Source organism: Marinilactibacillus sp. 15R, assembly GCF_001895285.1.
Lineage (GTDB): Bacteria > Bacillota > Bacilli > Lactobacillales > Carnobacteriaceae_A > Marinilactibacillus > Marinilactibacillus piezotolerans.
In genome coordinates this window covers 1,928,777-1,949,318 of record NZ_CP017761.1, presented here as the reverse complement: position 1 = coordinate 1,949,318, position 20,542 = coordinate 1,928,777, and the positions used below count along the sequence as shown (strand labels likewise).

Below are 20,542 nucleotides of genomic sequence, written 5' to 3'. Positions count from 1 at the left end.
AAGCGGACATCCTTTTTTTATTCAACTTTTCAATGCTCAGATTCATTGATCACGACTTGATCGTAACGAAAATCTACTGGTATTCCGTCAGTAGTTTCATCCAATAAGAAAGAACCATTATTGTAACGGTCACTTACCTTATAGTCTTTGGGAATAACTGTAAATTCTTTTTGTTTATCCGTAATTATCGTAATATTTTCTTTGTTATTTTTTGCATCGATCAATAAGTTTATTCTATGTGGATTTTTTTTCAATTGTTTGAGTACATGTAAACCTCGTTTTGCTCTAGAAATTGTATCAAACTCAATTAAGTTCATTTTTTTGACTGAGCCTCGCTGTGTAACGAGTAGCGCATTATATTGTTTTTGATCCTGTTCAAATACTATACCAGAAACAACATAATCATCTTCTTTTAGATCCATTGATTTTACACCAACAGCATTCGCTCCGACAACTGAAACTTCATCTAATGGATATTTTAAGCCAAATCCTTTATTGCTGACTAAGAAAACATCTCTAACATTTTCGTTCTCAAGGAAGTATACCGCAACCAGTCGATCATCATCAGTCTTCAACTTTATTCCATTTGCAGCTCTTGAACGATAAGTTCTTTTAGGTTCGTACTCAGTCGCCAATGTTTGTTTGATAAATCCCTGTTTAGTTATTAAAACAAATCGGTTTTTCGAACTAAACTCATTCATTTTAAATACAGCTAAAACTTTTTCATCTTGACTTAAAGCAATTGATTGAGAAATATGATGTCCCAGATCTTTCCATCTTATATCTGGAAGTTCATGAACCGGGCGATTAATTACATTTCCTTTAGTAGTGAATATAACAATCTGCTGCAATGTAGTCATCTCTTCTGAGAAAACAGGGTAATCACCTTCACGCAGACCAATCTCTTCAGGTTTTGAGGCACCGTAAGAGCGTAAGCTCGTACGTTTCAGATAACCTTCTTTTGTTACAGAAACAACTACATCCTCTTCAGCAATCAAAACTTCCGTATCAACTGTAAGTTCTTCGATTTTATCTTGAACAATAGTCAGACGATCTGTAGCGTAAGCTTTTCTAGTTTCTTTCAACTCTTTTTTCATCACATTATTAAGTTTTGTCGAACTATCAAGTATCTCTTGATATTGTTTAATTCGCTCTTGCAGTTCAGCTTCTTCTTTTTGTAATTGTGTAATATCAGTATTTGTTAATCGATAAAGCTGTAAACTAACAATGGCTTCTGCTTGTGCTTCGGTAAATTCATATTTTGTAATTAAATTATTTTTAGCATCAGATTTATTTTGGCTGTTTCTGATTACTCTAATTACATCATCTAATATTGAAATTGCCTTAATCAGACCTGCAACGATATGTTCTCTTTTATGGTCTTTTCGCAATAAAAATTCTGTACGTTTCAAGATTACTTGCTTTTTATGACCAATATAAGCCTGAATAATTTGCTTCAATCCAACTTGTTGTGGTCTTTTATCATCAATTGCTACCATATTTAAATTATAAGACACTTGTAAATCTGTATTCTTCAGGAAATAAGTAAGTATTCCCTCCGCATTTGTCTCTTTCTTCAATTCTATAACAATTCGTAAACCTGTGCGGTCAGACTCATCTCTGACTTCTGCGATTCCTTCAATTTTACGGTTGATTCGTATTTCATCCATTTTTCTTACGAGATTGGCTTTATTTACTTCATATGGAATTTCTGTTATAACAATTTGCTGCTTTCCACCGCGTAATTCTTCAATTTCTGTCTTAGAACGTACGACGATTTTTCCTTTTCCTGTTTCGTATGCAGCTGTCAGACCTGCTACTCCTTGTATAATCCCACCGGTTGGAAAATCAGGTCCTTTAACAAACTGCATCAATTCTTTAGTTGTTGCTTTAGGATGAGAGATCAAATGAATTGATGCATCAATAACTTCTCCAATGTTATGGGGAGGAATATCTGTAGCATAACCAGCAGATATACCAGTTGCTCCATTAACTAATAAGTTAGGGTAACGAGCTGGCAAAACAGTAGGTTCATGTGTTGTGTCATCAAAATTCAATACAAATTCAACAGTTTCTTTATCAATATCTGCAAGTAGCTCTGCTGCTATTTTTGAAAGACGAGCTTCAGTATAACGCATAGCTGCTGGAGGGTCTCCATCCATACTACCGTTGTTACCATGCATGTCGATCAATGGTTCTCTCATTTTCCAAGACTGACTTAAACGAACCATAGCATCATAAACACTGCTATCTCCATGAGGATGAAAGTTACCAATTACGTTACCGACTGTTTTGGCAGATTTTCTAAAACCTTTATCTTGAGTATTTCCTTCTGAAAACATTGCATATAAAATACGTCGCTGTACAGGTTTAAGTCCATCTCTAATATCCGGCAACGCTCTTTCCTGGATGATATATTTACTATATCGTCCAAATCGATCACCCATTACTTCTTCTAATGTCAATTCTTGGACTTCTATTCTTTTTTCTGACATTCAGTTGTTCAAACCTTTCCTACTTTTGAGAAGTTTCGTTCTCTTCCAGCATTGTATTAGTTTCAAGGATACTACCATCTTCTTCTAGAGAAAATTCTACATTTTCCTCAATCCATTTTCTACGAGGATCTACTTTATTTCCCATTAAGACAGAAACTCTTCTTTCTGCTTGCGCCAAGTCATCTAAAGTAACTCGTATAAGTGTTCTAGTAGCAGGATCCATAGTTGTTTCCCAAAGCTGATCTGCGTTCATTTCACCTAAACCTTTATATCGTTGGATAAGATAAGTTTTTCCGAAATCTTTTAAAGTCCCATTTAGCTCTTCATCTGTCCATGCATAAGCAGTTTTTTCATTTTTTCCTTTACCTTGAGTAACTTTATATAAAGGAGGCAGCGCTAAATAGATTTTCCCATTTTCAATTAATGGTTTCATATAACGGTAGAAAAAAGTCAATAATAGAACTTGAATATGGGCACCATCGGTATCCGCATCTGTCATGATAATAATTTTATCATAATTGCAATCCTTAATATCAAATTCCGGACCTACTCCAGCTCCAATTGTATAAATCATTGTGCTGATTTCTTCATTTTTTAGTATATCTTGCATATTTGCTTTCTCAGTATTGATTACTTTCCCTCTCAGGGGCAGTATAGCTTGAAATTTACGGTCTCTGCCTTGTTTCGCTGACCCCCCAGCAGAATCACCCTCGACTAAGTAAAGTTCATTTTTAGCCGCGTTTCGACCTTGAGCAGGTGTCAGCTTACCAGACAGTAGTGTTTCTCGTTTTCGTTTTTTACCGTTTCTGGATTCTTCTTTTGCTTTTCGTGCAGCTTCCCTTGCTTCTCTAGCTTTAATAGCTTTGCGAACAATTTGCTGGCTCATTTCACCATTCTCAGATAGATAAAAGTTTAATTGTTCTGAAACTACATTATCACAAGCGGCTCTTGCTTCAGTTGTTCCTAGTTTGCTTTTTGTCTGACCTTCAAACTGTAATAAGTTTTCTGGAATACGAACCGATATAATGATCGCAATTCCTTCTCTTACATCTGTTCCTTCTAGATTTTTGTCTTTCTCTTTTAAAAGTCCTGTTCTTCTAGCATATTCATTGAATGTTTTCGTGATAGCTGCTTTTGTTCCGATTTCATGTGTTCCACCATCTCTGGTCCTAACATTATTGACGAAACTCAAAACACTTTCAGAATAGCCATCATTATACTGAAAAGCACATTCTACTTCTATGTTATTATTTTCTCCTTCAAAATAGGCAATTGGAGTTAAAGTATCTTTTTCTTCATTGATGTAATGAACAAATTCTTTGATACCTTCTTCATACATAAATTCTTCTTGTATATCATCTCTCTCGTCAGATAGTGTTATCTTTAGGCCTTTTAACAAAAAGGCTGATTCTCGCAGTCTTTCGGATAATAGAGAGTATGAATAATCTACAGTAGAGAAAATCTTCGTATCGGGCTTAAATTGGATAGTTGTCCCATCTTTTCGTTTAGAGACTTTCTTGCTTTCTAATTTTCCAACTGGTCTTCCGCCATTTTCAAAGCGTTGTTTATAGAGCACATTATCTCTTACTACTTCTACTGTTAACCATTCCGACAATGCATTAACAACTGAAGCACCTACTCCATGTAAACCACCAGAAGTTTTATATCCACCTTCTTGACCGAATTTACCTCCAGCGTGAAGTACGGTAAATATCACTTGGATGGTTGGAATTCCTGAAGCATGCATTCCTACAGGCATTCCTCTACCATCATCGGTAACTGATATACTATTATCTTTATTTATTTTGACATTGATTTCTGATCCGAATCCAGCTAGTACTTCATCTACTGAATTATCAACAATTTCATAGACTAAATGATGTAGACCTCTTGAATCCGTTGATCCAATATACATTCCTGGTCTTTTTCTAACTGCATCTAACCCTTCTAATACCTGGATCGATGTATCATCATATTGAGGTTTTTTTGCCAATTCCAGCCACTCCTTATACTTTATTCTTCAAATATAATTTGAAGAAGCCAAACTTTATATTCATGTTAGAATCTTATTGAATTTGCTCATTGAATTTAAGCAAGCATAGTTATCTTACCATAAAGTAACTATTTATGTGAAGAACGTATGTGCCGAATACGGATATATTCGTCATTTATCTGCTATATTTGCAGAAATATGATCCTTATTAATATTGTCCCAATTCTTTTACTTTATATTTTTTTTCAAGAATAATCAATATCTGGTTTAATCATTAATAATTATTTTTCTTTGTATCTATACGTGGTATTATATTAAGAGATAGAAATTGTTTGGTAAGGAGTGAAGTCTTTGTTAGAAGCGATCATGTTTCTCTTGGCATATTTATTAGGATCTATACCTTCGGGGGTTTGGATCGGTAAACTATTTTATAAAACAGATGTACGTGAACATGGTAGCGGTAATTCAGGAACCACAAATACATTCAGGGTACTCGGTAAGAAGGCTGGAATCATTGTTTTAGTCTTAGATATATTAAAAGGTACTTTAGCTGCTTTATTACCTATATGGCTAGGCTCAAACATCCACCCTATGGTAGTAGGTCTTTTTGCAGTCATTGGTCATGTTTATCCTATTTTTGCTAAATTTAAAGGGGGGAAAGCAGTTGCCACCAGTGCAGGGATTGCTTTGGGAGCTCAACCAATATTTTTGCTTTGTCTAGCAGTAATCTGGGGAGTAGTATTATACACTTCAAGTATGGTAAGTTTAGCCAGTATTATTGCAGTCATCATTGGAGCAATCGCTTCTCTTTTTTTAGGAGATCCTTTATTTGCACTAATTGTTTGGATTGCAATGATCATAGTTATTGTCAGGCATAAATCAAATATTGGTCGGATCAAAAATGGAACTGAAAATAAAGTGCCATTCGGATTGAAAAAGGATAAATAATTTTACCTTATTTTTATATCATACAGAAAGCCTTTCTCTATCATTATACATCGAGGTTCTCTGTCAAACATACTAAGATTAGTAGTGTAATATCCACGACGGTGGATATGCACTACTATTTTTTTATATAGTAGAGGTGAAGATGAGGCCGTCAACGTTAGAAGACCATGAGTCTGCATGTCAAACTGGCCCCTTCACTATCCTTGATTGAATTAGTTTGAAGTATGTTGGTCCTTTGAGATCGTCTATAGGAAAGTGGAATCGTTAAGGCATAGTGGAGTACTTCAATTTAATATAGAAAGGAGCGAAAATAAATGAGAGTCATGGCTTTAGATGTAAGTAAAGGAAAAAGTTATGTTGTTATTTATGAAGAAGAATTGTGTGTTGCAGAATGGGAAATTAAGCACAATCAAGAAGGGTTTAACCAACTTAAAAGCCAGCTTTGTAAAGAAACTACTGAAGTAGTTTTTGAAGCTACAGGTGTTTATTCTAAACAGATTGAGTCTTTTTTTAAGACTGAGCGGATTTCGTATTGTATCCTAAACCCATTATTAGCTAAAAAACAAACCGATGGTTTGCGTGGCAATAAAACAGATAAAGTAGATGCACATAAATTAGCACAGTCACATTATCGTTTTGATCGTGAAAAAAAGAATCATCAGACCTCAATCTATTCAGAGATACATGAAGTATCTATTTTGTATGATGAGGTTCACGCTAATCTAATAAAACAAAGAGTACAACTTCACGCCGTTCTCCAACAGTGTTTTCCAGAGATAGAGACGCTGTATTCTAGTAACCTATCTAAATATGCATTAAATATTATTGAGCGTTTTCCTCATCCTGCATATATTAAAGAGTTAAGTAAAACAAGGATAAAAAATATAATTCTCGCAAGCACTAAAAAAAATATCTCAAAAGAAGAAGCTCTACTGAAAGCAGATCAACTAATTCATTTAGCAGATGTATCTTATCCAGCAGTAGATAAAGATCATTTTTTAGTAACTAAAGTTCAATACAGAATTAAGCAGATACAACAGTTATTTGATACAAAAGAACGATTATCTAAAAAAATGATTGAACAGTCAAAAAAGCTTAATGAATTTTCAGTATTAGTTAGTATTCCTGGGATAGGCCCTCTAACGGCCGCGTTAATTATTTCTGAATTAGGGGATATCAGACGATTTTCTACTTCAAATCAGTTGAACGCTTATGTTGGAATTGATATACGCACTCATCAATCTGGAACGATGAGAAAGAAAGACCGAATAAATAAACGTGGGAATGCCCGCGCTAGAAAGATATTATTTTTTACTATTCGAAATATGTTAAAAACTCAAAAAACTGCACCCAACCATATTGTTGATTACTATTATAAATTAAAAAAACAACCTTACTCCAAAAGAGATAAAGTTGCTGTAATAGCTTGCATGAACAAGCTGTTAAAAGTTACTCATTATTTAGTTAATAAAAATGAGTTATATGATTATGCTAAGTCCCCACATAGCTAATCTTTATATTAATAGTATACATGCCTAGCTTGTAAAAAAAAAGCATAACCGCTAGGTTTATTTAGTATGTAAAAAGGTAACTTAATAGGTGTCAACTTGATACAGATATAAATTAATAAGAGTTATGACTTGACTGCACCTAGGAAACAACGTTGGTAAAGAATAAAGTCAAATAATAATGGATTTTGGAAGAGGATGTACAACGAGCTTACGCTGCTGTATGTTCTCTTTCTTTTTCTATCATTTTGATTTTATTTCTGATTGGTTTTAAATTGAAGTGCAGGATAATGCGATTTTTATAATGAATAAAGTTACCGTAACCATAGGCTACCCGGTTCAATACTTTGATCTTGTTATTGATTCCCTCTATCTTTCCATTGTTATAAGGATAATAGAAGGTGTTTTGGATATGTGGAAAATGAGCGCGCAACGTCTTTAAACTGGTTTTCATGTATCCAGATAGTTCAGGAGAAGCTGGTTGATCTAAAACAGTTCTTAACTGTTTTGAGTCATTGTGTTCGACGGCTTTAAGAATAGCTTGATACATTGTATAAGCTGCTTTTAGTTCTGGATCATACGCCAACATCTCAGAAACGATTGCTGATTCCAGACGCTGTCCGAACATGGGAAAGTATTGATAGCTAGTATAAGACAACTCGGACTCTTTCTTCAGTAGTTTCTTCCAGAAGCGTTTGAGTCGTCTGTACTTCTTTTGGTCTTCTCCATTGGACGTTCGAAGTCGATTCATGACTTTTACGCGTGTTTTGTTCATCGCTCGGTTCACGAGCTGAACGATATGAAATCGATCAATAATGATATCAGCGTTTGGAAACAGTTCAGGGATGAAGCTGACGTAACTGGCATTCATGTCTGTCGTAATCGTTTTGACCTGATTTCTCTGGTTTTGGCTGTATCGAGAACAGAAGTGATCTTTGATTGTACGAGTATCTTTGCTTTCTAAAATATCTAGTATCGTTCCTGTTACGACATCAATATACTCAAAAGCCATTTGCCCATTACCATACTTAAACTCATCAAAAGACAAGTTCTCCGGCAATGAATGATAGTAAGGTCGATAATACTTCACCTGTTCATTGATGATTCTTTGAATCGTTGTGGAAGAGACATTCGTCTCTTCTGCCAAGCTCTTGATCGAACGAGCATCAGCTGACTTCGCCAGTATTTCTGCTTTGATAAAATTAGAGATAAAACACGCCTCTTTTACAATCGGTGTTTCCGCAGTAAATGTTGCTTCACAAGATGTACACTTGAACCGCTGCTTTTTCACTCTGAGATAGGTCGGGTAAATGCCAGATATTGGAAAAGTGATTCTAGAAGTCTGAGTCCCATTTTTATAGATAGAGAAGTCCTTGTTTGGTTCCTGACATTTCTTACATTCCGTAGGAATATAAGTCAATGTACAGTCTATAAATTTACATTTCTTTTGTTTGTGTATCCCATAAGACACGCAGTTATCTTCGAAAATCATGTTTTTGTCTTGAATATCTAGTACATTTTGCATATCATTTGATGTAGGCAAGTGAGTTCCTCCTATGGATATTTGGTTTTTGTCGACTATTATTCTACAGGAGAACTCACTTGTTTTCTATTTTCTGAGACAAAAAAAGACGCCAGTGATTTCTCACCAACGTCATATATTATAGAACCTACATCGATAGAGAAAGGCTTTTTTTATTGCTCCATATTCCCAAAAAGCGCTTTAGTAAACAATGGATTTAGAACTTTTATATAAGTTCCTCTCATTCCCATAGAACGCTGTTCAATAACGGAAGCTGATACCAGCTTTCGTAATCCATTAACAACAATTGATCTAGTTACACCAATTTTATCTGCAATCTCAGAAGTAGTGAGTATCATTTCCATAGTTCCTTCACCCATGTGATTAAATACGCCTCTTAAAGCTTTGACTTCTGTGATTGATAACGTAGACATTGCTAAGTTTGCTCCAGCTATCTGTTTTTCGATCTCTACTTCGATTTTACCGTATTCTAAAGCAATTTCTATAGCAATCATCGAAGCTGCATGTTCAATGACAAGATGATCTACTTCAGTGATTTCTCCTTGGACCCGTCCCACTAACAGAGTGCCTAATCTATCATCTGAAAGCTTGATTGGTACAATAGTTGTTAAAGCCTCCGGATAATTAGCTCTTTTTTCAACAGGAAAAATTGTTAGATTATCATCGATTTTAACATCTTTAACTGTCGTCTGGACATTTGCCAGCCTGTGAATATAATTATAAGGAAATGACTTATTTTCAATCAGGTTCCTTACTCGTTGAGTGTTAACACGATGTCGCTCATAATATCCCAAAAGTGTTCCCTCAGCATTAATAACGTAAATATTTGCATCTAATAATTTACCTAAGGCGAAAGAAATACTTTTCAATGGAAAGTCGATCTCTTTTGAGTCATTTGAAAGAATATACTTTGCCCATTCTTTTATGTTAGCCTGTTTATTTAATTCTTTTATTTTGTCTAAAAAGGCTTGATTACTCATTTAATATAGTGTTCCTTTCCTTACTAAGATAGGTCAATTGACTAGAATTACAGTTTAAAGAATGTAGCGGCTAAGATCTTTATTTTCAACAATATGTCCTATTTTGTCATCTACATATTTTTGAGTGATTTTAACTTCTCCCATTTGCATATCTGGTGCTTCAAAAAGTAATTCTTCAAGGAGACGTTCAAGAATCGTATGCAACCTTCTCGCGCCTATATTATCAGTGGATTCATTTACCTCAAAAGCAATCTCAGCAATTCTTTCAATAGCTTCCATTGTAAAAATAACATTGATATTTTCAGTCCCCAGTAAAGCTTGATATTGTTTTACTAGTGCATTTTGTGGCTCAGTTAAAATTTTAACAAAATCTTCTTTTGATAGATCATTTAATTCAACACGAATAGGGAAGCGTCCTTGTAGTTCTGGAATCAAATCACTCGGTTTAGAAACATGAAATGCTCCTGAACCGATAAACAAGACATGGTCTGTGTTTACTGTGCCATATTTTGTTTTTACACTTGATCCCTCTACAATTGGCAAAATGTCTCTTTGTACCCCTTCTCTGGATACTTGACCACTGTTGTTTTGCCCTTTTGAAGTGATTTTATCAATTTCATCAATAAAGATAATACCCGCATTCTCAGTTAGTTGAACAGCTTCAGCGTGAATGTCTTCTTGATTAATCAATTTATCTGCTTCTTCTTCCGTAAAAATCTTAATAGCTTCTTTGACTGTTACTTTGCGTTTGATTTTTTTTGAAGGTTTTAATTGACCGAACGTTTCTGAAAGGTCAATTCCCATTTGCTCTAATGGAGCATTCATCGGGCTTACAGATTGTTTTTTTTCTTCAACTTTAATTTCTACTTCTCTTGAATCTAAAATACCTTTTCGAATTTGATTTATTAGCTCTTCTCGTTTAGTAGATATTTCTGCTGTAACTGTTTCTTCTTCTTCAGCAGGTTCAGCATATAATTGGTTAGGATCAATTCCTATTCCTTTAAACATACCTGCTAATGGGTTTTGATCTTGTTGTTTTTTTTCTTTTTTTATACCAGGAGCTAATACTTTTGCAATTCTTTCGATCGCTTTATTCTCTGCTCTACCACGGACATTCTTGCGCTGCTCTTCACGAACAATTTGTACAGCAGCTTCTGTCAAATCTCTGACCATCGATTCCACATCACGACCAATATAGCCGACTTCTGTAAATTTAGTTGCTTCAACCTTTATAAAAGGTGCATCAACAATATCTGCTAAACGTCTGGCAATTTCTGTTTTACCGATACCTGTAGCACCGATCATTAAAATATTCTTAGGGGTGATTTCTTTTTGCATATCGCTATCCAGTTTCAAGCGACGATATCGATTTCTCAAGGCTACAGCAACAGATTTTTTTGCTTCTGTCTGACCTACTATATATTTATCAAGTTTTTCTACAATTTCTCTAGGTTTTAAATCAGTTTTTGTACTCATCATAGTCTCCTTACAATTCTTCTGAAATGATATTGTGATTTGTGTAAACGCAGATGTCTGCTGCTATCGATAAACTATTTTCTGCAATTTCTTTTGCAGATAATGGCCCAGCATATAGCTTTAAAGCTCTAGCAGCAGATAACGCAAAGTTCCCGCCTGATCCTATTCCAAGAATTCCATCATCTGGTTGAATAACTTCTCCATTTCCTGAAATCAGCAGCATTTCTTCCTTATTCATTACAATCAATAAGGCTTCAAGATTTTTCATCATTTTATCAGTACGCCATTCTTGAGCTAATTCCACTGCAGCACGCATTAGATTCCCGTTGTATTGGTTCAGATATCCTTCAAATTTTTCTTCTAATGTAAAAGCATCTGCAACACTTCCGGCAAAACCTACCAAAACTTCACCATTGTAGATTTTTCGAACTTTGCGTGCCGTTCCTTTCATTACAACTTGCTCTCCCATTGTAACTTGTCCGTCTCCTGCCATTGCCGACATTCCATTATGCTGTATTGCTAATATTGTTGTCGCATGAAATTCAGTCATAGTGTACCTCCATAATTAATATTGATTTGTATTACTTAATCTTTATTTAAGCTCTAGGATGATATTTCTTATAATCAGATTGAAGATGTTCTTTAGTGACATGAGCATAGATTTGAGTCGATGATAAACTCTTATGCCCAAGCAGTTCTTGAACTGTTCTCATATCTGCTCCATTATCCAACAAATGTGTAGCAAATGTATGCCTTAACATATGTGGAGATATATTGGATGTCAGTGTACTTTTTTTAATAATCTGGTTCAATGTATATTGTATTCCGGCTTGTGTAATCTGATCGCCATGGTGATTAATAAATATATAGGGATGATCTTTTGCATATTTAGTCATGAGCTCAACACGAGATTTTTCCATATATTCTTGTAATGCTACTGAAGCATAATGACCAAAAGGAACATATCGTTCTTTATTACCCTTCCCCATTACCAACATGACGCCCATCTCAAAATCAACGTCCTCTACCTTTAATCCGACACACTCACTGACACGTATGCCAGTTCCATACAGAACCTCTAAGAGAGCCATATTCCGATAATCTAGCAAACCAGTTCCTAAAGCAGCTTCAAATAATTGTTTGATTTCTTGATCATAAAAAAAGGTAGGAAGCCGTAATCCTTTCCTTTTCATATTTAAATAAGAAAAAGGATTATCATCAGCTAATTCATTATTCAATAAAAATTGATAAAAAGCTCTAAGACTTGATATTTTTCTAGAAATTGATGTTCTAGAATAGTTTTTATCATTTAAATAACCTAAATATATTCTAGCATCAGGTAAAGTTACAGATAAGAAATCGTCGTTTCCTGTCTCTTTTAAAAACACTGAGAAAGCTTGTATATCTTCTAAATAAGCTTTTTTTGTTAAATCTGAATAATGTCTTTCATGTATTAAATAATTCATGAATAGATGAACTAAATTTTGTTCCATTTCTATCCCTCCAACGTTCATGCTACTATAGTTTACCATAATACTATTAAGAATCGTATAAAGGAATACAAACGAAAAAGACGCTCTCACAGTAAAACTGAATTTTTATTAAAATAATAAAAATTCAGTTGCCTTATACTGCTTACAAGACGTCTCTATTAATATCTTACTTTTGAATATCCTCTGCATAATCACAGTTTGAACATTTTACTTGGCTTTGTTTTTTTGTGATTTTTTCCACTAAGAAATGATCACATTTAGGACAGTTTCTACCGATTGGTTTATCCCATGAAGTGAATTCACACTCAGGATAACGATCACAACCATAAAATATACGATTTTTTTTAGATTTTCGTTCTACAACTTCACCTTTTTTACATAAAGGACAAGTAATTTCTAACTTTTTAACGATTGGTTTAGTATTACGACAATCTGGAAAATTAGAACAGGCATAGAATTTTCCATATCTTCCTATTTTGATAACCATTGGATGTCCGCACTTTTCGCAATCGAAGCCTGCTGGTTCATCTTCTATTTCAACTTCTTCAATTTCTTTTTCTGCTTTTTCGACTTCATCTTTGAACGGATTATAGAATTGATCTATAATCTTAACCCATTCTATTTTTCCTTCTTCAACAGAGTCCAGATCTTTTTCCATTTTAGCAGTAAAGTTCACATCTACGATATTAGGAAAGAATTCTTTGATCATCTCATTAACAATTCCACCTAATTCCGTTGGTTCAAAACGTTTATTTTTTAAAGCGACATAATATCTTCTCTGAATAGTCTCTAAAGTAGGAGCATAGGTAGATGGACGTCCTACTCCGTTTTCCTCTAAAGTCTTGATTAGACTCGCTTCACTATATCTAGCTGGTGGTTGAGTAAAGTGCTGTTCCGGATCAATTTTATCTAATGTAACTTCATCTTGTTCTTCCATTTCAGGTAAAATATTGTCTTTCTCTTTTGACTGATCTTTGTAGACAATTTGATATCCATCAAATTTAATACTAGATCCATTGGCACGGAACATAACGCCGTTTTGCTCAAGATCCACTCTCATCGTATCATAAATCGCCGGTTTCATTAGGCTCGCTATAAATCTCGACCAGATAAGATTATAAAGTTTATATTGATCTTTGGTCAAATATTGCTTGATATCGTCAGGCCTTCTCATCGCACTCGTGGCTCTTATTGCCTCATGAGCATCTTGAGCACCTTCTGCATTCTTCACTTTACGAGCTTTAGAAGCTGAATACTCTTCACCGTAATCCTCAAGAATAAGCTGTGTCGCTTCAGCTTTAGCAGTTTCAGATAAACGAGTAGAGTCGGTACGCATGTAGGTAATTAGACCTACAGCACCCCCACGTCCTAAAGATATACCTTCATATAACTGCTGAGCAACCATCATTGTCTTACGAGTTCTAAAATTTAGTTTCCCAGCAGCTTCCTGCTGCAAACTACTAGTTGTAAATGGATTTTGAGGATTTCTTTTACGTTCTTTCCTAGTTACTTTTTTAACTGTCCATTTTTCATCTTTATCAATTCTATCTAATATTTTATCAGTTTCTTCCTTATTAGATATAGAGGTTTTTTTACCATCTACACCATAAAAATTAGCTTTAAATTTTTTGCGAGTTTTAACAAAATTTCCTTCGATAGTCCAATACTCTTCCGGTTTGAAATTTTTTATTTCTTCTTCCCGGTCACAAATAATTTTTAGCGCAACTGATTGAACTCGCCCAGCACTTAAGCCTCGTTTGACTTTCTTCCATAATAATGGACTTATCTGATAACCAACAATTCGATCAAGAACACGTCTGGCTTGCTGAGAATCAATTAGATTTTCATCAAGGTCACGTGGATTTTTCAGAGCATTTTTCACTGCGTCTTTAGTAATCTCGTTAAACACTACACGATTTTTCTCATCATCTCGCAAACCTAACAGATAGCTTAAGTGCCATGCAATAGCTTCCCCTTCGCGATCCGGATCGGCTGCAAGAAAAACTTTTTCGGCTTTTTTTGCATATTTTTTCAGGTCTTTTATTACAGGTCCTTTACCACGAATTGTTATATATTCAGGTTCGTAATTATTTTCAAAATCAATTCCCATCCTACTTTTTGGTAAATCTCTAATATGACCTAAGCTAGCAACTACTTTGTAATTTCTACCTAAATATTTCTCAATTGTTTTTGCTTTGGCAGGTGATTCTACAATAACCAGATATTTATAAGCCAAATCAACGGCCCCTTTCAATTTGTATAAGCTCTGATGTATAACTTATTCGTCTGTACATCATGTAATCGTACATTATAACTGCTTTTTTTCAAGTTTAAACTTTTAAAATCAGCATTTATTATTCTTTACGAAAGAATCGTTACTCATCATATGCCATACAATAGGGTTTGTCAACTTGCAAGATTGAATTTTCTACAAATATCAGATATCAGACTTTAGATACCACCTATTTTTATAGACTATATCTTCAATAATATCATTAGAAGATGTTACCATTTTAGCTCCAGCTTTTATCAAATCATTTGTCCCTTCAGAAAGGGTACTAAAAATCGATCCTGGTACAGCATAGACTTCTCGGTTCTGTTCCAGCGCTTGATGGGCAGTAATCAAACTTCCACTTCTCTTTTTCGCTTCTACAACTATAACTCCATCGCTTATTCCTGAAATAATTCTATTTCTTAATGGAAAATGATGTCTTAACGGTTTAGAACCTATTGGAAATTCTGTCAACAATAGTTGCTTGTTTTCAATTTCTTTTTGGAGAAGACGATTACTATAAGGATAATAATAATCTAGACCAGTACCAATGACAGCAATGGTCTTTCCGTTCTCTTCCATTGCACTAATATGTGAATAAGCATCAATTCCTTTAGCTAAACCGCTGCATATTATGATTCCTTTTTCAATAAGAGGGGGAACAAATCTTCTAACAATAGCTTTGCCATATTCAGTACATTCTCTAGCTCCTACGACTCCGATTATACTTTTCTCAATCCATTCTATATTCCCCTTATAAAACAGTACTAATGGAGGAAGATAGATTTCTTTAAGTTTTATAGGATATTGCTCATCTAATATAGTTATCCAACCTACTCCCAGCTTTGACAAGTCCACTTTTTTCTGCCGAGAATAAAATGAATTTTTAAATTCTAAAAAAGAAGCTTTCTTTTCAAAAGAAAGCTTCTTTAATGGTTTTAAATCTAATTCACAATGTCCATTCTCCAGTAATAAATCTTGTAGAAAACTCCATTTTTCTTCTATAGACATCTTTGTGTAATGAGCAAGTATAAAGCAGTGCTCTTCAAATTGATCAATTAGCATAATATAGTCTCCTTATGATTTAGTAATATATTCTCTCTTCCTTATATATTACTTACATTAAAGAGATAAGTTCACTAAAGTGACTGTCTTTCTTTTACGGGAGCAAAAGAAAGTCGATGGATAGGCGTGATGCCATTTTCATCTAACCCTAAAAGGTGTTGCTTAGTACCATATCCAGCATTTTGATCAAACCCATATCCTGGATATTTTAAATGATATTGTTCCATTAGTCTATCGCGTTCCACTTTAGCTATGATGCTTGCAGCAGCAATCGAAATACTTTTTGCATCTCCTTTAATAATACTTTCCTGTGGTAATTGCAGCGGCAGCTTCATTGCATCAATCAAAAGATAGTCGGGTTCAGAGCTTAGTTCCCCAACAGCTTTAATCATAGCAAGTTTGCTAGCTTGATAAATATTAATATCATCTATTACTTGAGCTTCAACGATTCCAATCCCAATCCCAATCGCCTTTTCATGAATTTCAGCATAAAGTGCTGTTCTTTTAGCCAATGAAAGCTTTTTAGAATCATTTAATCCTATAATCGGATTGTTCGGATCAAGAATAACCGCAGCTGCAAGTACTGGACCAGCAAGTGGACCTCTACCAACTTCATCTATTCCTGCAATCAATTGAGCCCCACGTGAATATGCTGACTTCTCATATACAGACATACGTTCATAATCCTTCAATAATTTTTCTTCTCTGCTCCTTGCCTTCTCCCACCCTAGTATTGCATTTCTGACTCCTTTACGATCATCTTTTCTAATTTCTTGAAGTCTTGGGTCTTCTATTACAGTTATTTGATCGAGCAGTGCTTTAATCTCCTTAACTGTCAACTTATTCATTAAAATCACTTTCTTCATTAATATCCTCTGGAGTTTCAAATGTAAATCTACCTAATTTTCCATCTCTTAACTCATGGATTAGCACTTGAGCGCCTCTTTCGTAGTCATCTTTAAACCCTCGTAAACGAGTAATCTCCATTAACAATTCCGGAAGTGGCATATCAGTTTCTAATGCTTGTTCAAACTTATAGCGCTCAGCTAAAACTCCTGGATAGTTTTGAACAAGATAGGACATTCCAAATAATGCAATATCATCTAAATGCAGTAAGGTATCTTTTATTGCTCCGGTAACCGCTAATCGTTTGCCAACTTCCTGATCTTCAAATTTTGGCCAGAGAATCCCAGGAGTATCTAATAGTTCTAATTCTTTACCATATTTGATCCATTGCTGCGACTTAGTAACCCCAGGTCTATTACCGGTTTGAGCAATATTTTTACGAGCAAATCTGTTAATCAACGTAGATTTCCCTACATTTGGAATGCCTACACAAACTGCTCGAATAGCTCGTGGTTTCAACCCTTTAGCTTCTCTTTTTTCAAAGAAATCTTTTAAGGCTACCCTAGCTAATTTGATAACCTCTTTTATTCCTTGTCCTTGCTTAGCGTTGATTGATATTGCATATATACCTTGAGACTCATAAAATTTAAGCCACTCATTCACACGCTTCATATCTGCTAGATCGCTTTTCATTAAAATGGTAATACGAGGCTTATTACCAATCATTTCTACTAAATCAGGATTTCTACTTGAATATGGAATACGTGCATCTACTAATTCAAATACCACGTCTACTAATTTTAATTTTTCTTGGAATTGACGTTTTGCTTTCGCCATATGTCCTGGATACCATTGTATTGTCATTGATTATTCTCCTAACACTTTATCTGCTCTCAGTGTACCATAAAGACATAAACCGCACGAAAAAAAGTTGGTAAAAGAGGCTATCTCTCTACCAACTTTTTTATTCATCAGCTATTGTTGCTCATCAATACTTCCAAAATGGTTGAACGGGAAGAATCTATAAGTTGTTTTTCCTGTAATTGTATCTCCTGAAACAAAACCGAAATAACGGCTATCTCTGGAATTACCTCTGTTATCTCCCATTACAAAATACTGATTTTCTGGTACTGTTTCTACACCTTGTAGTGATTCTAGAGAAAATTCATTGATTGTACCACCAATAACGTCTTTTGAGGCACTGCTATCTATTTCTATTCCATCAAGGTATGGTTCATCGACTTCTTCATCATTGATATAGAGCGTTTCATCACTATATCTAATCTCATCCCCCGGCAATCCGATAATCCGTTTAATATATTGCTTTTCAGGATCATCTGGTGCCGGAAAAACAATAATATCGAAGCGTTCATAATCACTGAACTTATTAAGTAACAATTTGTCTCCATCTTCTAAAGTAGGAGCCATAGATTCACCTTCAACACTCACTGGAGCGTATAAAAACATTTGTACAAGATAAAAGACACCTGTCAGAATTACAATGTATAACACCGTACTAACAAGTTCTTGAAGAAAAGTACGTTTTTTTTCAGGTTTTTTCTTGTTATTCTTTCCATACTTACTTTTTCTTGGTTCAAATCCACTTTCTTCATATTGTTGATCACTCATCAATCAACCTTCTCTCTAACTTAATTCGTTAAAAAAACAATTAAATGTTATCTTTGTTATTAAATAAACCCATAACTTTATCTCTCAATTAATAAAACTTTATTTTTTCAGAAGGATAATACATCATAATGATTTCGCCAAGCACTTCTTCACTAGATATACTACCATAAAATCGGCTATCATAACTATAGCGACGATTATCTCCCATTACAAAGTAATGACCATCAGGGACTTCATTTGCATTATCATTTATCATGGTAAAATTTGATGTCCATAAACCTGGTTCATCTGAGATTTCCGAGCGATTCAAAAAGGGCTCTTTAACTAATTTATTATTGATATACAGCTTATCTTGTTCATATCTCACAGAATCTCCTGGGAGACCAATCACTCTTTTAACCACTGTTTTATTCATTGGGTCTGTAAAAACAACGATATCAAACCGATCAATACTAGAAACTGTAGACATGACCACTCGATCATTAGGATTTAAAGTAGGATACATTGAAATTCCTGTCACATCTGTAGGAATAAAAATATATAATCTTAAAAACACTAGGATCAATGCTATACCAAATAAGACTCTCCCAATGCGTAATCGTCTTGATCTTTCAAGACATTTTTGCATATACATCCTCTTCCTCATATATTATCTGGTAACCGAATAATTAATTATAGCTTACAGTTTCAGGTATTATCAAGTTATTTTTAATCATTTCTTATATATTGTAAGTAGCTTCCAAAACAAAACGATTTATGCATTCACATAAATCGTTTTGAGACATTACTTGGATTGTAAATATTTAATTGCTTCATTATATTGTGTGTCATTCTCTTCGATCAAAGCTCTTAATGCTTCTACTAAAGCGCTCGACGTTGCACCAGTAACAATTCCATCAGCGTCAAGTTCTTTCGTATTTTGAAATGCTTTGACTGCCTCTACTGTTTGATCGTTAAATTGACTGCTTGCTTCATCTACCTCATAACCTAATGCTTTAAGGATGGCATTAAGATTTTTCACTTCATCAGATGTATCCCCAGACTGATAAGTTTCCTCACTATTGATCAATAATAAAGTCTGATAATCAGGCATTGCGACTTCTATATCTGGTGATATTCCTTTTTCGTTAATCCATTCACCATTTGCAGTAAGCCATTTACCAGTTGTATATTTCACTTCCCCATCTCCTGTTAAAGGCGCAACATTCTGAATTGTTCCTTTACCAAAAGTTGTCTGACCAATCAAAGGAATACCAGCAGATTCGCTCATTGCTCCAGCTAAAATCTCAGAAGCACTAGCACTACCTCCATCAATTAAGAGCACTGCTTCACCATCGAATTTGAAAGAACCGTACTGTTCAGAATCAGCTGTATAAACAACGGGATCTTCTCCACGAATTTCAGATTGCATCAATGGCTTACCATCTTCAACAAAAATATTTGACATCTGTAAGGCAATATCTAGTAGTCCTCCGGGATTCCCTCTTACATCAAACACAAATTTTTCGGCACCTTTATCGTCTAAATCTTTAATTGCAGTAACTAGCTCTTCATAAGTTGGACGATTAAAGTTCGTAATTTGAATATAACCTATAGAAGAATCTGATTCGTCTAACTCGTATACTACGGATTCAACAGGAATAGCATCTCGAGTGATCGTAACAGTAAATTCTTCTTCAGAACGTTGAAGTAATAATTCTACTTCTGAATCTTTAGGTCCGCGAATTAAGGCAACTGCTTCCTGTAAAGAGAGGTCTGCTACAGATTCACCGTCAATTTCTGCTATTTTATCATTTGCTTGTAATCCAGCTTTTTCAGCTGGAGAACCACTAATTGGAGAAACAATTCTAACAAATTCTCCTTCTTTCATAACTTCAGCACCGATTCCCTCAAATTCACCTTGGGTATCCTCTTGTAATGAAGTTGATTGACTTGCATCTAGATATGCAGTGTACGGATCTCCTATCGCTCCAGCCATTCCTTCTAACGCACCTTCAATAAGAGTGTCTGGATCAACTTCTTCAAAATAGTTTGCAAGTAAAATTGAATATAATTCATCTACTTGATTTAATTCAGTACTTTGAGAATTAGTACTAGCCTCATCATCTTGCACTGATTCTTGTGTCATATTTTCAGGAGTAGTCTCTATTAATCGAGAAAACGACAATGTTCCAATTACTCCAACAATTAACACAATAATTAAAGAAGTGATATATACAAAAAGGCTAACCTTTTTAGTGTGTTTTTGTTTATTTGGTTCTTGTTCCATATCTTTCCTCTTTTCTTAATACGCA

General features: G+C 34.6%; 16 protein-coding genes. 2 read left to right on the top strand and 14 right to left on the bottom strand.

All coding sequences use genetic code 11. The features are described 5' to 3' along the window. Positions 1-29 precede the first annotated feature (29 nt). Positions 30-2,495: a DNA topoisomerase IV subunit A gene (gene parC, locus BKP56_RS09680; RefSeq protein WP_072694880.1), complete on the bottom strand. Its 2,466-nt coding sequence runs from the start codon at positions 2,493-2,495 to the stop codon at positions 30-32. Between the two features lie 19 nt (positions 2,496-2,514). After that, entirely contained in the window at positions 2,515-4,488 is a 1,974-nt protein-coding gene (gene parE / locus BKP56_RS09675; protein WP_072694879.1) for a DNA topoisomerase IV subunit B, read from the bottom strand. Between the two features lie 351 nt (positions 4,489-4,839). Here parE and plsY point away from each other — a divergent pair, with 351 nt between their 5' ends. Further along, on the top strand, positions 4,840-5,436 hold the full coding sequence (gene plsY / locus BKP56_RS09670; protein WP_072694878.1) for a glycerol-3-phosphate 1-O-acyltransferase PlsY: 597 nt from the start codon (positions 4,840-4,842) through the stop codon (positions 5,434-5,436). A 314-nt stretch (positions 5,437-5,750) separates the two neighbouring features. Next, a complete protein-coding gene (locus BKP56_RS09665) occupies positions 5,751-6,947 on the top strand; it encodes an IS110 family transposase (protein WP_072693656.1) in 1,197 nt (398 codons plus the stop codon). 208 nt (positions 6,948-7,155) lie between these two features. Here the strand turns inward: BKP56_RS09665 and BKP56_RS09660 are convergent, their stop codons facing one another. The 12 genes from BKP56_RS09660 to BKP56_RS09605 form a co-directional block, all read right to left on the bottom strand. Beyond that, on the bottom strand, positions 7,156-8,487 hold the full coding sequence (locus BKP56_RS09660; RefSeq protein ID WP_083540537.1) for an ISL3 family transposase: 1,332 nt from the start codon (positions 8,485-8,487) through the stop codon (positions 7,156-7,158). Positions 8,488-8,639: 152 nt separating this feature from the next. Beyond that, the gene (locus BKP56_RS09655; RefSeq protein ID WP_072694877.1) at positions 8,640-9,467 is read right to left on the bottom strand and encodes a hypothetical protein; all 828 of its coding nucleotides are present in this window, start codon (positions 9,465-9,467) and stop codon (positions 8,640-8,642) included. A gap of 54 nt (positions 9,468-9,521) precedes the next feature. Further along, entirely contained in the window at positions 9,522-10,943 is a 1,422-nt protein-coding gene (gene hslU / locus BKP56_RS09650) for an ATP-dependent protease ATPase subunit HslU (RefSeq protein WP_156849244.1), read from the bottom strand. 10 nt (positions 10,944-10,953) lie between these two features. Next, positions 10,954-11,493: an ATP-dependent protease subunit HslV gene (gene hslV / locus BKP56_RS09645; RefSeq protein ID WP_072694875.1), complete on the bottom strand. Its 540-nt coding sequence runs from the start codon at positions 11,491-11,493 to the stop codon at positions 10,954-10,956. Between the two features lie 46 nt (positions 11,494-11,539). Then, entirely contained in the window at positions 11,540-12,436 is an 897-nt protein-coding gene (gene xerC, locus BKP56_RS09640; protein WP_072694874.1) for a tyrosine recombinase XerC, read from the bottom strand. A gap of 166 nt (positions 12,437-12,602) precedes the next feature. Further along, positions 12,603-14,672, bottom strand: a complete 2,070-nt coding sequence (gene topA, locus BKP56_RS09635) for a type I DNA topoisomerase (protein ID WP_072694873.1) — start codon at positions 14,670-14,672, stop codon at positions 12,603-12,605. A 201-nt stretch (positions 14,673-14,873) separates the two neighbouring features. Continuing rightward, positions 14,874-15,773, bottom strand: a complete 900-nt coding sequence (gene dprA / locus BKP56_RS09630) for a DNA-processing protein DprA (RefSeq protein WP_232226875.1) — start codon at positions 15,771-15,773, stop codon at positions 14,874-14,876. A gap of 74 nt (positions 15,774-15,847) precedes the next feature. Continuing rightward, a complete protein-coding gene (locus BKP56_RS09625; protein ID WP_425434153.1) occupies positions 15,848-16,639 on the bottom strand; it encodes a ribonuclease HII in 792 nt (263 codons plus the stop codon). Next, positions 16,614-17,483 carry a ribosome biogenesis GTPase YlqF gene (ylqF, locus tag BKP56_RS09620; RefSeq protein WP_072694872.1) on the bottom strand — a complete coding sequence of 290 codons (870 nt, stop codon included), beginning with the start codon at positions 17,481-17,483 and terminating at the stop codon, positions 16,614-16,616. The genes BKP56_RS09625 and ylqF overlap by 26 nt, the downstream gene beginning before the upstream one ends. Positions 17,484-17,594: 111 nt before the next feature. Then, entirely contained in the window at positions 17,595-18,248 is a 654-nt protein-coding gene (lepB, locus tag BKP56_RS09615) for a signal peptidase I (protein ID WP_072694871.1), read from the bottom strand. A gap of 88 nt (positions 18,249-18,336) precedes the next feature. Continuing rightward, positions 18,337-18,876 (bottom strand): signal peptidase I, encoded by a 540-nt coding sequence (gene lepB, locus BKP56_RS09610; protein WP_072694870.1) that lies wholly within the window; start codon positions 18,874-18,876, stop codon positions 18,337-18,339. A gap of 156 nt (positions 18,877-19,032) precedes the next feature. Then, positions 19,033-20,517 carry a S41 family peptidase gene (locus BKP56_RS09605; protein ID WP_072694869.1) on the bottom strand — a complete coding sequence of 495 codons (1,485 nt, stop codon included), beginning with the start codon at positions 20,515-20,517 and terminating at the stop codon, positions 19,033-19,035. Between the last annotated feature and the right edge of the window lie 25 nt (positions 20,518-20,542).

What these genes read in the sequence shown, in the direction of transcription:
- parC (WP_072694880.1), bottom strand. Translation starts at nt 2,495, where the DNA reads ATGTCAGAAAAAAGAATAGAAGTCCAAGAATTGACATTAGAAGAAGTA.
- BKP56_RS09665 (WP_072693656.1), top strand. Translation starts at nt 5,751, where the DNA reads ATGAGAGTCATGGCTTTAGATGTAAGTAAAGGAAAAAGTTATGTTGTT.
- BKP56_RS09655 (WP_072694877.1), bottom strand. Translation starts at nt 9,467, where the DNA reads ATGAGTAATCAAGCCTTTTTAGACAAAATAAAAGAATTAAATAAACAG.
- hslU (WP_156849244.1), bottom strand. Translation starts at nt 10,943, where the DNA reads ATGAGTACAAAAACTGATTTAAAACCTAGAGAAATTGTAGAAAAACTT.
- hslV (WP_072694875.1), bottom strand. Translation starts at nt 11,493, where the DNA reads ATGACTGAATTTCATGCGACAACAATATTAGCAATACAGCATAATGGA.
- xerC (WP_072694874.1), bottom strand. Translation starts at nt 12,436, where the DNA reads ATGGAACAAAATTTAGTTCATCTATTCATGAATTATTTAATACATGAA.
- dprA (WP_232226875.1), bottom strand. Translation starts at nt 15,773, where the DNA reads ATGCTAATTGATCAATTTGAAGAGCACTGCTTTATACTTGCTCATTAC.
- BKP56_RS09625 (WP_425434153.1), bottom strand. Translation starts at nt 16,639, where the DNA reads ATGAAGAAAGTGATTTTAATGAATAAGTTGACAGTTAAGGAGATTAAA.
- ylqF (WP_072694872.1), bottom strand. Translation starts at nt 17,483, where the DNA reads ATGACAATACAATGGTATCCAGGACATATGGCGAAAGCAAAACGTCAA.
- lepB (WP_072694871.1), bottom strand. Translation starts at nt 18,248, where the DNA reads ATGAGTGATCAACAATATGAAGAAAGTGGATTTGAACCAAGAAAAAGT.
- lepB (WP_072694870.1), bottom strand. Translation starts at nt 18,876, where the DNA reads ATGCAAAAATGTCTTGAAAGATCAAGACGATTACGCATTGGGAGAGTC.
- BKP56_RS09605 (WP_072694869.1), bottom strand. Translation starts at nt 20,517, where the DNA reads ATGGAACAAGAACCAAATAAACAAAAACACACTAAAAAGGTTAGCCTT.